Source organism: Micromonospora taraxaci, assembly GCF_007830095.1.
GTDB classification, from domain to species: Bacteria; Actinomycetota; Actinomycetes; order Mycobacteriales; family Micromonosporaceae; genus Micromonospora; species Micromonospora taraxaci.
The window spans coordinates 3,161,394-3,175,103 of the sequence record NZ_VIWZ01000001.1 but is presented as its reverse complement, the minus strand read 5'-3'; the positions used below and the strand labels follow the sequence as shown (position 1 = coordinate 3,175,103).

9 protein-coding genes are annotated in these 13,710 nt (G+C 71.2%); 1 reads left to right on the top strand and 8 read right to left on the bottom strand.

Annotated elements, in window-relative coordinates:
• The first annotated feature begins 82 nt into the window (after positions 1-82).
• Complete coding sequence (locus tag FHU34_RS14555; protein WP_145780702.1) at positions 83-766, top strand: GntR family transcriptional regulator; 684 nt, start codon at positions 83-85, stop codon at positions 764-766.
• A 162-nt stretch (positions 767-928) separates the two neighbouring features.
• Here the strand turns inward: FHU34_RS14555 and FHU34_RS14550 are convergent, their stop codons facing one another.
• The 8 genes from FHU34_RS14550 to FHU34_RS14515 form a co-directional block, all read right to left on the bottom strand.
• Positions 929-2,719: a gamma-glutamyltransferase family protein gene (locus FHU34_RS14550; RefSeq protein ID WP_145780701.1), complete on the bottom strand. Its 1,791-nt coding sequence runs from the start codon at positions 2,717-2,719 to the stop codon at positions 929-931.
• Positions 2,716-3,717, bottom strand: a complete 1,002-nt coding sequence (locus FHU34_RS14545; RefSeq protein ID WP_145780698.1) for an ABC transporter ATP-binding protein — start codon at positions 3,715-3,717, stop codon at positions 2,716-2,718. The genes FHU34_RS14550 and FHU34_RS14545 overlap by 4 nt, the downstream gene beginning before the upstream one ends.
• Positions 3,714-4,712: an ABC transporter ATP-binding protein gene (locus tag FHU34_RS14540; RefSeq protein WP_145780696.1), complete on the bottom strand. Its 999-nt coding sequence runs from the start codon at positions 4,710-4,712 to the stop codon at positions 3,714-3,716. The genes FHU34_RS14545 and FHU34_RS14540 overlap by 4 nt, the downstream gene beginning before the upstream one ends.
• On the bottom strand, positions 4,709-5,593 hold the full coding sequence (locus tag FHU34_RS14535; protein WP_145780693.1) for an ABC transporter permease: 885 nt from the start codon (positions 5,591-5,593) through the stop codon (positions 4,709-4,711). Before FHU34_RS14535 ends, FHU34_RS14540 begins: the two co-directional genes overlap by 4 nt.
• Positions 5,590-6,546 (bottom strand): ABC transporter permease, encoded by a 957-nt coding sequence (locus tag FHU34_RS14530; RefSeq protein WP_145780691.1) that lies wholly within the window; start codon positions 6,544-6,546, stop codon positions 5,590-5,592. Before FHU34_RS14530 ends, FHU34_RS14535 begins: the two co-directional genes overlap by 4 nt.
• A 6-nt stretch (positions 6,547-6,552) precedes the next feature.
• Positions 6,553-8,217 carry an ABC transporter substrate-binding protein gene (locus FHU34_RS14525; RefSeq protein ID WP_145780689.1) on the bottom strand — a complete coding sequence of 555 codons (1,665 nt, stop codon included), beginning with the start codon at positions 8,215-8,217 and terminating at the stop codon, positions 6,553-6,555.
• 113 nt (positions 8,218-8,330) lie between these two features.
• Positions 8,331-9,518 (bottom strand): MFS transporter, encoded by a 1,188-nt coding sequence (locus FHU34_RS14520; protein ID WP_145780687.1) that lies wholly within the window; start codon positions 9,516-9,518, stop codon positions 8,331-8,333.
• Between the two features lie 126 nt (positions 9,519-9,644).
• Positions 9,645-13,691 carry a discoidin domain-containing protein gene (locus tag FHU34_RS14515; RefSeq protein WP_145780685.1) on the bottom strand — a complete coding sequence of 1,349 codons (4,047 nt, stop codon included), beginning with the start codon at positions 13,689-13,691 and terminating at the stop codon, positions 9,645-9,647.
• Positions 13,692-13,710 lie beyond the last annotated feature (19 nt).

Below are 13,710 nucleotides of genomic sequence, written 5' to 3'. Positions count from 1 at the left end.
TGTGCTCGACACTGTCGGCCACCCTCCAGAGATTGTTCTTCGTATACACTTTGTCCGGACATGTTCACGGAGAGGCGACCAGGTGGCTGACGATCTGCGGGACAAGCTCGGCACCCAACACCTGCCGCTACGAGATCAGGTCCTCGCCGCACTGCGCACCGCGATCATCGACGGCAACTACCTACCCGGTGAACGGCTCACCGAGGACCGGCTGGCCGAGGACTTCGGCGTCTCCCGCAACCCCGTCCGCGAGGCTCTCCGCGTCGCCGAGGCCGAGGGCTTCGTCCTGATCCTCCCCCGCCGGGGAGCCGTCGTCGCCTCACCCAGCAGCGGGACCATCGCCGACATGTTCGCCGTCCGCGAGCGCCTGGAGACGCTGGCCGCCCGGCTGGCCGCCGAACGGGCCACCGCCGCCGACGTGGCCGCCCTACGGGCCCTGCTCGACCAGGGCCGCGAGGCGACCCAGCGACAGGATCTGGCCCGGGTCGCCGAACTGAACAGCATGCTGCACCTGCGCATCCTCCAGATCAGCGGAAACCCCTGGCTGTCGTCGATCGCCAAGTCGCTCTACCTCCATGTCCAGTGGGTCTTCCGGCTCGGGGCGGCGGAACGCGCACCACACTCGTGGGCCGAACACATCCAGCTCGTCGACGCCATCGAGTCGGGCGACGGCGACCGCGCCGAGCGGGCCGCGCTCGCCCACCTCGACGCGGCGTCCGCCGCAGCCCACGAGAACGCCGAGGGCGGCTACGGAGTGACGGCCTAGGGCCTGTGTCGAAGTCCTCGGTCGAGCCGAGGCGGAGTCCGGGCGGCGGTCCGGCAAGGCGGATATTCGTTCGGATACCGGTGTTGTATCCGGGCGAATATCCAACGCGGCCGGTCGTCGTCCGGGCCCGCCGCAGGCCGGCCAGGGGCTTCGACACAGGCCCTAACGGCCGCAGGCGTAGCCCTGCATCCCCCGGGGGTTCGCACCGGCGGCGAGCACACCCGTCGCCGGGTCCCGGGTCACGGCACAGAGCCGACCGAGGCTCCACCCGTCGACCACCCGCACCTCGTGCCCGTACGCCCGCAGGGCCGCCAGCACGCTGTCGTCGTAACGGTCCTCCACCACCAGGACACCGGGCTCCATGTCCCGTGGATAGAACGACCCCGGCAGGCCGAGCGTGTGCCAGGCCGGGGCATCGATCGCCTCCTGGAGGGTCTGACCGCCGACGAGGTGCCGTAGCAGGAACGGCAACTGCCACTGGTCCTGCTGGTCGCCACCGGGTGTCCCGCACGCCAGCACCGGTTCCCCGTCGCGGTGCACCATCGTCGGGCTCAACGTCGTACGCGGTCGCCGCCCCGGCGCCAGCGACGAGGCGAGGCCCTCCTCCAGCCAGAACATCTGCAACCTGCTGCCCAGCGGGAAGCCGAGTTCCGGGATCGTCGGCGAACTCTGCAACCAGCCACCGCTCGGGGTAGCGGAGATCATGTTGCCCCACCTGTCGACCACGTCGACGTGACAGGTGTCGCCACGGGTCACCCCGTCCGACTGCACCGTCGGCTCCCCCGTCGTCGGGTCCGTCGGATCAGCCCGCCGCCCGACACCGGGTCGGACGTGGGCCGGCAGGCGAGGCTGTGCCCCGTCGGGACGTCCCGGCCGCAACTGAACCGACGCGCGGTCACCGACCAGGGCAGCCCGCTCCCGCGCGTACTCCCGGGAGAGCAGCGCCTTGGCGGGCACGTCGGCGTCGTCGCCGTACCAGGCCTCCCGGTCGGCGAAGGCGAGCTTGAGCGCCTCGACCTGGGCGTGCACACCGGTCGCGGTGCTCGGGTCGTACGCGGCGGGCTCGTCGAGCGCGTCGAGGGTGGCCAGCGCCTGCAACAGCACCGGGCCCTGACCCCAGAACCCGGTCTTCGCCACCGAATAGCCGTGCCAGTCGAGGGTGGCGGGCTCCTCCCATGTCGCCGAGTACGCGGCCAGGTCGTCCCCGGTGACCAGACCGGCATTCGGTCGGCCGCTGGAGTCCTGGAACGGCCGTCGGCTGAACGCGTCGATCGCCTCGGCGACGAAACCCGTACTCCAGGCGCGTCGCGCGGCCTCGATCTGCGCCTCCCGGTCCGCGCCGGCCGCCTGCCCCGCCTCCACCAGTCGGCGCAGGGTGTCCGCGTACGCCGGGTTGGTGACCATCTCCCCCGCGCGCGGGGGCCGGCCGCCGCGCAGCCAGAGCGCGGCGGAGGTGGGCCAGTGTTCCTCGAACAACGACCGCACGGCGGCGACTGTGTCACCCACGCGGCCCACCAGCGGGTGACCGGCGCCCGCGTAGCCGATCGCCGGCTCCAGCACCTCGGCGAGGGTGAGCGTGCCGTGCTCGCGCAGCAGCAGGAGCCAGGCGCCCACGGCACCGGGTACGGCCGCGGCGAGCGGCCCGGCCCCCGGTACGAGGTCCATCCCGAGGGAGCGGAAGTGCGCGATGGTCGCCCCGGCCGGTGCCGGCCCCTGCCCGCACAGCACCTTCGGCCTGGGGTCCTGCGCGGTGGCCACGATGGCCGGGACCTCGCCGCCCGGCCCGTTCAGGTGCGGCTCGACCACGTGCAGGACGAACCCGGCGGTGACCGCGGCGTCGAAGGCGTTGCCGCCGCGTTCGAGGATGCCCATCGCCGCCTGGCTGGCGAGCCAGTGCGTCGAGGACACCATGCCGAAGGTGCCCTGCAACGTCGGTCGGGTGGTGAACGTCATGACAACACCTCACTGGTATCTGCGGTGCGAACGTCGGGGCCGGTGCCGTCCGGCCGGACCAGGTGGCAGGCCGCCATGCCGTCGCCGACGGCCGTCTGCGCCGGCACCTCCGTCGCGCACCTGTCGAAGGCGAGCGGGCACCGGGTCCGGAACCGGCAGCCGGACGGTGGGTCGAGCGCGGAGGGCAGGTCGTCGCCGAGCAGCACCGGCTGACGCTGCCGTTGGCGCACCGGGTCGGCCACCGGCGCGGCGGACAGCAGAGCCTGGGTGTACGGGTGGGCGGGCCGGGCGAAGATCCGCTCGCGGGTGCCCTTCTCGACGAGGTGGCCCAGGTACATGACGGCGATCTCGTCGGCCAGGTACTCGACGGCGGACAGGTCGTGGGTGATGAAGAGGCAGGCGAACCCGATGTCGCGTTGCAGGTCGGCGAGGAGGTTGAGCACCGACGCCTGCACCGACACGTCGAGCGCGCTCGTGGGTTCGTCGGCGATGAGCAGCATCGGTTCGGAGATCAGCGCCCGGGCGATGCTGACCCGTTGGCGTTGCCCACCGGACAGCTCGTGGGGATAGCGACGTGCCACCTCGGCGCGCAGGCCCACCCGTTCGAGCTGCGGAGCGACGCGGGCGTCCCGTTCGCGTCGGGAGAGCCGCCTGCCGGCCAGCCGCAGCGGCTCGGCCACGATCTCGCCGACCAGCATGCGTGGGTCCAGTGACGCGGCCGGGTCCTGGAAGACGATCGACACCGCGCCACGGTGCGGGCGCAGCCGCCGTCGGGACAGGTGGGTGACGTCGGTCCCGGCGATCCGGACCGTTCCCCCGGTGGGCTCGACCAGCCGCACCACGCATCGGCCCACTGTCGACTTCCCGGAGCCGCTCTCCCCCACCAGTGCGGTGACCCGACCCCTCGGGATGGTCAGGGACACCCCGTCGACAGCCCGGACCGGGCCGAAGTGCATCACCAGGTCCTCGATCTCCAGGGCGTTCGGCTGTGGCGTCATCGGGTCGCCTCCTGGGGTGCCGTCGAGCAGGGATGCCAACAGGCCGCCACGTGGCCCTCGCCACCGATGCCCGACAGCGGCGGGGCGGACTCGCGGCAGGTGTCGTCGGCGGCCGGGCAGCGGTCGGCGAAGGTGCACGCGTCGGGTTGCGTCGACAGCACCGGCACCAACCCGGGGATCTCGGTCAACCGGTCCGTGCCGGCGTGCCGCCCTGGCTGCGGTGACGCCGACAGCAGCCCGGCGGTGTACCGGTGCCGAGGGTGTGCGAACAGGTCGTCCACCGGTGCCCGTTCCACGACCCGCCCCGCGTACATGACGACGACGCGGTCCGCGATGTCGGCGATCACGCCGAGGTCGTGCGTGATGATGAGGACGCTCGTGCCGAGCCGGTCGCGCAGGTCGCGCAGCACCTGGAGGATGCCGGCCTGGACGGTCACGTCCAGCGCGGTGGTCGGCTCGTCGGCCACCAGCACCTTCGGGCCGCAGGCCACCGCCATTGCGATCATCACGCGTTGCCGCATGCCGCCGGAGAGCTGGTGCGGGTAGGTGTCGACCCGTTGGGCTGCGGAGGGGATGCCGACAAGCGTCAGCAGCTCGATCGCGCGAGCCCGCGCGGCCCGTCGGGACATCCGCTCGTGGACCTGGAGCACCTCCCCGATCTGCCGCCCAACGGTAAGCACCGGGTTCAACGACGTCATCGGCTCCTGGAAGATGTAGGCGATCTCCCGGCCGCGTACCCGGCGCAGCGCCGACTCGCGGGCGCCGACCAGTTCGGTGCCGTCGAGGCGTACGGAGCCGGTGATCCGGGCGCTGCCGGGCAGCAGGCCGGCGATGCTCATCGCGGTGACGCTCTTTCCGCACCCGGACTCGCCGACCATTCCGACGATCTCCCCGGGGGCGAGGTTCAGGCTGACGCCGTCCACCGCCGAGACGGTGCCGGTCTCGGTCGGGAAGGACACCGACAGGTCGCGGATCTCCAGCACGGGCGTGGTCATCGGCGGTCTCCCTTCGGGTCGAGGGCGTCCCGCAGGGCGTCACCGAAGACGTTGAACGCCAGCGCCAAGCCCATGATCACCACGCCGGGGAAGACGGCCGCCCACGGCGCCCGGGCGGCGAACTGCTGGGCGGTGGCCAGCATGGTGCCCAGGCTGGGCGCCGGTGGTTGGATGCCGAGGCCGAGGAAGGACAGCACCGCCTCGCCGAGGATCGCGGCCGGGATGGCGACGGTGGCCTGCACCAGGATCACCGACGTCGCGTTCGGCAGGATGTGCCGGGTCAGCACCCACAGGTCACTGGCCCCGTCCACCACGGCCGCCGCGACGAAGTCCAACGACTTGAGGCGCAGCGTGTCCGAGCGGACGACCCGGATCACCCCGGGGATCTGGGCGATGCCGATGGCCACCGCCGCGTTGCCGAGGCTGGCGCCCCGGATGGCCGCCAACCCCACCGCCATGATCAGGAACGGGAAGGCGAGCAGCAGGTCGGTGAAGCGCGAGATGACCGCGTCCCAGGCGCGGAAGTAGCCGGCCGCCAGCCCGAGCGGCACCCCGATGACCAGGGAGGTGGCCACCGCCAGGAGCCCCACCTGCAACGACGCCCGGGCACCGAGCATGATGCGGGAGAGGACGTCCCGACCGAGGTCGTCGGTGCCGAGCACGTGCCCGGCGGTGCCGGGAGGTGCGAGAGTACGGGCGAAGTCGGTCTCGTCGACGGAGTACGGCGCGATCCACGGCGAGAGCAGCGCGATGACTGCGGCGAGCGCGAGCACGACGAAACTGACCACCGCGAGGGGGTTGCGGCGCAGCCGCCGCAGCACCCGCGTACGCCTGGTGACGCCGACCGCGGTCTCCGCCATCGGTACGGTGAGGACGGTCATGCCGGATCTCCCGTCACCCGGATGCGGGGGTCGATGACCGAGTAGAGCAGGTCCACCAGGAAGTTGATCACGATGTAGGCGGTCGCGGTGAGCAGGACGACGGCCTGGATCACCGGGTAGTCCCGTTGGAACACCGCGTCGATGGTCATCTTGCCGAAGCCCGGCAGCCCGAAGATCTGTTCGGTGACCACAGCGCCCGAGATCAGCCCTCCGAGTTGGAGACCCACGACGGTCACCACCACGATGAGGCTGTTGCGCAGCGCGTGCCGGGTGATGACGGCACGCGGTCGCAGGCCCTTCGCCTTCGCCGTGCGCACGTAGTCCGACGAGAGCGAGTCCAGCATCGCCGAGCGGGTCTGCCGCATGATGATGGCGGCGAGGCCGGTCCCGAGGATCACCGCCGGCAGGACGATGTGGTGCAGGTTGTCCACGGGGTCCTCCAGGATCGGCACGAAGCCGGAGGCGGGGAACAGCCCGGTCGCCACGGACAGGTAGAGGATCGCGAGCAGCCCCAGCCAGAAGTGCGGCACCGACAGGCCGATCAGGGCCAGGCCGTTGGCGAGCCATTCCGCCGGTCGCCCGCGACGTACCGCCGCGAGCACGCCGGCGCCGACCCCGAGCGCCGAGGCGATGAGGATCGCCAGGACGGACAACTCGACGGTCACCGGCAGGGCGGTCGTGAGCATCGACGAGACCGGCGTGCCGGTGCGGATCGACACCCCGAAGTCGCCCTGCGCCATGCGCTCCACGTACTGCGCGAACTGGACCGGCAGCGGTTGGTCGAGCCCGTAGTGGCGGCGGATCGCCTCCAGCGCCTCCGGTGAGCGGTCCTCGCCGGCCAGGGCGAGGGCCGGGTCACCGGGGAGCGCCCGTACGCCGACGAAGACCACGACCGTCGACAGCAGCAGGGTCAGCGCCGACTGCCAGGCGCGGGTCAGCAGATATCGGGCCACGGTGACCTACTTGGCGAAGCCGGCGAAGCCCGCCCGGAGCACACCGTCCGGGAAGACCTGGAGGCCCTGGATCTGCTTGCTGACGGCGGTCAGGTTCCGCTGCCGGTAGAGGTAGATCAGCGCGTCGTCCTGCTGGAGCAGTGTGACCGCCTGCCCGTACAGCTTCTTGCGCTCCTCGACGTCGCCGGCCTGGCGGGCCTGGGTCAGCAGTGTGTCGAGCTGCGGGTTGCTGTAGCCGGCGACGTTCTGGCTGGCCCCGGTGCCGACGAAGTTCGTGATGTTGGCGTCCGGGTCGATCCGCCCGCTCCAGCCGAGCTGCAACAGCTCGAAGTTGCCGCGGTCCTGCTCGTCGAGGAGCGACGAGTACTCGACCGGGTTGATCTTCAGGTCGAACCCGCCGTCCTTGACCATGGACTGCAACGCCTGCGCGAGCCGCAGCGTGTCGGGGGTGTTGGAGGCGAGCATCGTCACCGTGTACGGCGTCTGCACGCCCGCCTCGGTGAGCAACTGCTTGGCCTTGGCGGGGTCGTGCGCCGGGCAGGTCTGCGCCTCGGGCGACGAGAACGGGCTCGCGGGCGAGATCGGCGAGCAGGCGGCGGCGTGCAGACCGTTGAAGACCGCGTCGACGAGCGCCTTACGGTCGATGGCGTGCTCGAAGGCCTGCCGTACCTTGGCGTTCTGCGCGAGGGGGCGGTTGATGGGCTTGGGCGCGGTGCCGACGCCGTCGACGTTGCCGACGTTGATGGTCAGGCCCTGGTAGCCGAGGGACTGCGACTGCAGGACGGAGATCGCGGCGTCCTGCCGCAGGGCGGCGAAGTCCTGGGTGGACACGCTGTCGGCGACCTGCACGTCGCCGGAGCGCAGGTTGGCGGCGCGGATGCTCGCGTCGGTGAGGATCCGCCACGAGATGGCGTCGAGGTGCACCTTGGCCGCGTCGTAGTAGTTCGGGTCCTTCACGACGTCGATCGAGTTCTGGGGCACCCGCTTGGCGAACTTGAAGGGGCCGACGCAGACCGGTGCGGAGGCGAAGTCGTCACCCAGGCTCTGCAGCGCCTTGGCGCTCATGATCATGCCGGCCCGGTCGGCCAGGGCACCCAGCAGCGGCGCGAACGGTTGCTTCAACCGGAGGACGACGGTCTGCGCGTCGGGGGTGTCGACGCCGTCGATGGGACCGAGTTCGCTCTTGCGCGCCGACCGGGCGTTGGTGAGGTGGCGTTGCACTGTGGCCTTCACGGCGGCGGAGTCGAACGGCGTCCCGTCCGCGAAGCGCACACCCGGGCGCAGCGGGATGGTCACCGTCCGGCCGTCGCCGCTCGTCGTGGGCAGCGCGGTCGCGAGCTGCGGTACGACCTGCGCCTTCTCGTCGACGTCGTAGAGCTTCTGGCACATCGCCTGGAAGACGTAGCGGGAGTAGAGGCTTCTCGACAGCGTCGGGTCCAACGCGTCGGGCTCGGCGGAGAGGGCGATGACCAACTTGCCGCCCTGCTTCACGGCGGCGGGGTCGGCCGGCGTACCGAAGGAGTCCTGGCCTGCCGACTGGTTGCCGCCGGACTGGTCGCCGCCGCCGCTGTCCGACACAGGTGAGCAGGCGACGACCGCGCAGACGACGGTGGCCGCCGCGACCGCGGCCCGGAGTACACGGCTCGTTTCGCTGACGGAGAGGTTCGTCATGGAGAGCTCCTCGAATGGGCGATTCGGGGAGCGTATGTTGTATACGATGAGCGCCGCAAGACCTCCGTGAACGGCTTTCCGGGCCGGCCAAACCCCCGGCGCGCCGACGTCGGTCAGGTCGCCGGCCGGGCCCGGCCGCCCCGCACGAGGCTGAGCAGGACGACCAACGCGAGCACCGCCACCACCGCGCTGAAGATCTCGCCGGCGGGCTGCAGCCCGATCGTCTGGATCAGCAGGCCGACCCCGACGGCGGGCACGCCGAGCATCGCGAACAGGATCGCGAAGAAGGTCGACACCGCCTCGGCCTGATGCTGCGGCGGCGTCTTCATCGTGATCGTCGCGACGCCGTCGCCGACCGCCACCCCGGACGCGACCCCGATGACCGCCGCGCTGACGAAGAGCGTCGCCAGCAGGGCCATCCACATGCTGAACGCGAGCAGGCCGGCCCCCACGACCAGACCGACGCAGGCGTAGGCGAGTGCGGCGCGCGAGGAGAGAACGCGGGTCAGCAACTGACCGAACGCGGCACCGGCGAAGGCCACGAAGACCACGAGCGCCGCCAGGGTGTGCGACCTCTCGTGCAGGACCATGCCGAGGAACAACCCGGTCACCGACGTGAGCACCCCGAGAGCCGCGAAGCCCGCCCCGGCGGTGATCGCCGAGCGGACGAAGTCGCCCCGGATGGCCGCCGGCACCGACAACCGTTGCACCCGGAGGGTCACCGGTGACCGATCCTGCACCGTCTCCGGCACACCGCGCAACGCGATGATCGCGACGACGGCCAGGACCAGCACGATCACCCAGGGCAGCCGGAGCGGATCCGGGGCCACGTCCGACACGATCCCGGACAGCAGGGTGCCGGTCGCGAGCCCACCGAGGTTCGCGAAGATCGATACGGTGGCGGCGCGTTTCGGATGCCGACGGTCGATCAGCTCCGCCAGCGCGGCGGTCGCCGCGCCGATGATCAGCGCGGCGGAGAGACCGGCGATGATCCGGCCCACGACGATCATCGCCAGGTCCACGGCGAACAGGAAGACGGCGTCGGCGGCGACGGACAGGCCCAGCGCGATGAGGATGACCGGACGGCGGCCGATCTGGTCGGAGAGCCGACCGAAGACCAGCAGCCCGACGACGACGCCCAACGCGTACAACGCGTAGACCACCGTCACGGTCAACGACGAGAACCCGAACTCCATCTCGTAGAGCGGATAGAGCGGGGTCGGCACTGTGGTGCCCACGAGCGTGATCCAGAACGCGAACGCGACCCGTACCGCGCCGGACGGGGAACCGGACCGTGTCACCCGTACAGCATGGGTGTCGGTAGCGGGCCGAGGTGCGGTAACGACCCAAACACCCTCATCAGGTGGCCGAACCGGCGCGACGCGATGGGAGGCGACGATCGGGGCGTCGCCTCCCACCGCGAGTTCCTAGCTGACCGCCGAGTTGTACGCCTGCGCCGTCACCCGCGCCTGGCGGGGCAGGCCCGGCCGCGCGGGCCAGGAGACCCGCACCTCGCGGGTCTCCCCCGGCAGGAGCCAGAAGTAGTTGTCGTCGAAGCGGGCCGGCAGAACCCTCTCGCCACGCTGGTCGCGCACGGCGAGCCGCACCAACGCGGCGACGGTACGGCCCTGGTTGCGGACCGTCGTGGTGACGGTGTTCCGGCCGTCCACGACACGTACGGTGCCCGACGACGTCGACAGGCGGGTGCTCGGCAGGTCGTTGAGCGCCCGCATCTGCTCGGCCTTGTCGTAGCGCCAGTAGGTGTTCTCCGTGAGCAGCCGGTCACGGCTGTCGCGCAGCTCCAAGCGGACCAGGTGCAGCCCGCCACCGTTCGGCGCGGCGAGCGGGAAGACCGCCGTCGTGGCCGAACGCGCCACGTCCACCCGCTGCCGCTGCGGCGTACCCAACGACCGGCCGCTCAGGTCGTACCGCCGGGCGGTGACCGTCACGCCGGTGACCGCCGCCGCGGTGTGGTTGACCACCCGGACCTGCCAGGTGCCCGGGTCGGCCTGCACGTGCAGCGGCTCGCAGCCCTTGCGGGCCCCGTAGTAGGCGCCGTTCACGTCGAGGTCGTAGTCGTAGGTCTGCCAGACCGTGCTGTGCCACGCCGGGTGCGACATCCACAGCAGCAGGCCTGTGGCGTCCTGCCACAGGTTGGCGTTCCACGCCTCGAACATGGCGCGGTGGCTCTCGTAGTTGACGAACTGCGCCCGGGTGGCGAACTCGTCGAGCGAGTCGGACTCGCCGAGCCGCGCGTCGATGGCCGCCTGGTACGTGCCGACGCGCTGGTTACCGATGGTCGACCAGTCGTGGTAGTTCCACACCTCGCTGATCGGCCACTCCTTCGCATCGCCGACGAGGTTGCGCATGCTCTCCGCCACCGACACGACCGGCATGCCGATCTCGGTGTGGAAGCCGAAGGAGTCGGCCTCGTACATCGTCACGTCGGTGTAGGTGTTCGGGTCGACCCAGTGGTACGGCCCGCGTCCGCTCACGATGCCGCTGGCGGAGTTGGGGATGTAGAGGATCTCCGGGTGCTCGGTGCTGACGGCCTGCTTGAGGCCGGCGTCGACGATCGGCGGCGGGTCACCCTCGTTGGCGCCGCACCACACCACGATGCTGGGGTGGTGACGGAACCGCCGGATCGTGTCGGCGGCGATGTCCACGTAGCCGGGCGGGTTGGGCAGGAACCCGCCGGCCTGCCAGAAGTCGTTCCAGACCAGGATGCCCTGCTCGTCGCAGGCCTGGTACAGCTCCTCGCGGTTGCTGCTGCCGAGCCAGTTGCGGATCATCGTGAAGTTCATGTCGCGGTGCATCTCGACGGTGTCGGCCAGCCGGTCGGGCAGCACCCGACGCAACAGCTCGTCCCAGCCCCAGTTGCCGCCCCGGGCGAACACCGGCACGCCGTTGACACTGATCTTCAGCTCGGTGATCTTGTTGCTGACCGACTTCACGTCGGTCCACGACTGCCCGTCGTTCGAGACCTGGATGACGAAGTCGCGGGCGTACGCCTGCTCCCAGACGATGGTGACCTGGTCGAAGGTGATCGGTGCGCCCAGGTCGACCTGGATGTACTGGTTGTCCTCGAACGTCGACGACCAGCGGGTCCGTGGGTTGCCGTCGACGGCTCGGTCCGGGCCGTTGGAGTCGCCGTCCGACGACGACGCGCTGGCGACCTTGCCCAGGGCCAGGTCCACGTCCGGCTCGGCCTGCCGCTGCACTGAGAGCGTCCACATGGACACGCCCCACGAGGTCACCCGCGCACCGGTCTGGATGCGCAGGTGCCGGGCGGTCTGGCTGGCGAACGTCTCGACCTGGTTGGCGCGGCTGCCCAGCGGGGTGTCGTTGCTGACCGACGTCACGTCGGTCCAGGCGCCGCCGTCGGCGGAGACCTGGACGCGGTAGTCCAGCGCGTACGCCTGCTCCCAGACGATGGTGACCCGGTCGAAGTCGACGGCCGCGCCGAGGTCGACCTGGATCCACTGGTCGTCCTCGGCCTTCGAGGCCCAGCGGGTCGCCGCGTCGCCGTCGACGGCCTTGGCGGCCACGTTGGTGTCGTTCTCCGCCGACGAGGCGGTCGCGTCGCGGCGCAGGGCGAGGTCCGGACCGGTGCCGTCGGCCACCGACAGCGTGTACATCGAGATGCCCCAGCCGGTCGCACGCTGGCCGGCCTGGATGCGTACGTGCCGGGCGTGCTGCCGGTCGAACGTGACGGTCTGCGTGGCCGCCCCGTCGACGAACTCCAGGGCGGGCTTGCCCGGCGGCGAGATCACGATCGGCTGGTGCCAGTCGTAGGCGAACTGTCGGACACCGAAGCGCAGCTCACGCCGGTCGCTGACGGTGCGCTTGACGGTGGCGGTGAGCGTGAGGTCGTACAGGTGGGGGTCGCCGTAGCCGTTGGGCCACCACAGCCGGGGCTTGCGCAGGCGCAACGCGGGGTGGCGCTCCGGTGCGAAGGTGACAGTGGTGCTTCCGTTGGCGGGGACGGTGACGGTGGACTCGACGCGTACCTTGTCGAACTCGGCGCGGACGGTGACAGTGGTGGCGGTGGCCGTCGCGTTGCGGACCGGCACCCGGATGGTGACCTCGGCGACGCTGGTGTCCGGCAGGTCCGGCAGCGTGGTCTGCACGTGCGGGTCGCCGACGACCACGGCACCGGTGCTGCGCAGCCGGACGTGGTCCCAGAGGCCGGTGACCCGGTCGCGGACGGCGGGCATCCAGTCCCATCCGGACACCGCGAGGTAGGTCGGCGCGTCGAGGTAGTGGTGGGCCGACTGGAGGAAGGTACGGCCGTCGGCACCCTTGTCACCGGGGGTGCCCTGGTGCGGCATCGGAGTGACCCGGACGGCGAGGACGTGCTCGCCGCGGTGACCGGCGAGGGCGTCGGTGATGTCGAAGGCCGCCCGCGCGAACGGGTGCTTGACGCTGCCGACCTGCACGCCGTTGACCCAGGCGGTCGCCTCGTGGTTGATGCCGTCGAACTCGAGCCAGATCCGCCGACCGGCCGACGTGTCCAGCTCGCGGGGCAACCGCAGGGCGCGCCGGTACCACCAGGTGTGCCGGGACAACGCCTCCGGGATGCGCATGTTGTTGAAGCCGGACACCGGGTCGGGCAGGTGCCCCTGCTCGACCAGGGTGCCCAGCACGGTGCCGGGCACGGTCGCCGGCAGCCAGGACCGGACGTCGACGCCCGCTCGGGAGAGTTCGGCGCCGTCGGCGGTGCCCGCGAAGTCGTCCATCGTCAACGACCAGCCGGACTCCAGCGGCACCGTGCCGTCGGCGGCGACCGTGAGCGCGGGAGCCGGGCCGGTGTTGCCGTCCTCCCAGCTGGTCCAGCCCTCCACCTTCGGCCGTCCCGCCAGGGGCACGCCGTAGACCTGGAAACCGTTGAGGCCCAGCGGGTTGCTGTTCGAACGCTTCGTGGCCGTCATCCGGATCCACCGGGCGGTGACCGGCTCCGGCAGCTTGATGGCCTGTACGCCGCCCTGGCCCTCGGTGGTCTCGTACACCGACTTCCAGGTGCGGCCGTCGGTGGAGACCTCGATCCGGTACGACGTGGCGGCGCTGGAGAGGATCTCGTCGCCGTCGGTTTCGGTGTAGTTGCCGTCGAACGGCCCGTCGGCGAGCGTGGCCTCGAAGACCAGGGTGACCGCCTCGACCCGGCAGAGCGCCTGCAGGTCCACGGAAATCCACTGTGGATCGGCGTTACCGGCCGCCCGCCACCCACTCCCCCGGACGCCGACCTGCGGCAGGCCGTCCACCGCGAAGGTCGCGGGCGTCGGCGCGTAGTCGGTCGAGGAGACCGCGACCGGACGGTACCGGGCGAGGTCGGTGGCCTGCGGGGCGGCAGGCGGCGTCGCCGGAGCGGCGGCTGCGACGGCGTCCGGTAGGACCGCGGCCACCCCGACCGACGCCAGCAGCGTGGCTCCGGCGGAGAGGAAGGTACGCCGCGACAGGGGCGATTGCTCGGACATTGTGCCTCCAGACGTGACA

Bases quoted from the DNA above. Each gene is read 5' to 3' on its own strand.
- FHU34_RS14535 (WP_145780693.1), bottom strand. From the start codon at position 5,593: ATGACCGTCCTCACCGTACCGATGGCGGAGACCGCGGTCGGCGTCACC.
- FHU34_RS14545 (WP_145780698.1), bottom strand. From the start codon at position 3,717: ATGACGCCACAGCCGAACGCCCTGGAGATCGAGGACCTGGTGATGCAC.
- FHU34_RS14525 (WP_145780689.1), bottom strand. From the start codon at position 8,217: ATGACGAACCTCTCCGTCAGCGAAACGAGCCGTGTACTCCGGGCCGCG.
- FHU34_RS14550 (WP_145780701.1), bottom strand. From the start codon at position 2,719: ATGACGTTCACCACCCGACCGACGTTGCAGGGCACCTTCGGCATGGTG.
- FHU34_RS14515 (WP_145780685.1), bottom strand. From the start codon at position 13,691: ATGTCCGAGCAATCGCCCCTGTCGCGGCGTACCTTCCTCTCCGCCGGA.
- FHU34_RS14540 (WP_145780696.1), bottom strand. From the start codon at position 4,712: ATGACCACGCCCGTGCTGGAGATCCGCGACCTGTCGGTGTCCTTCCCG.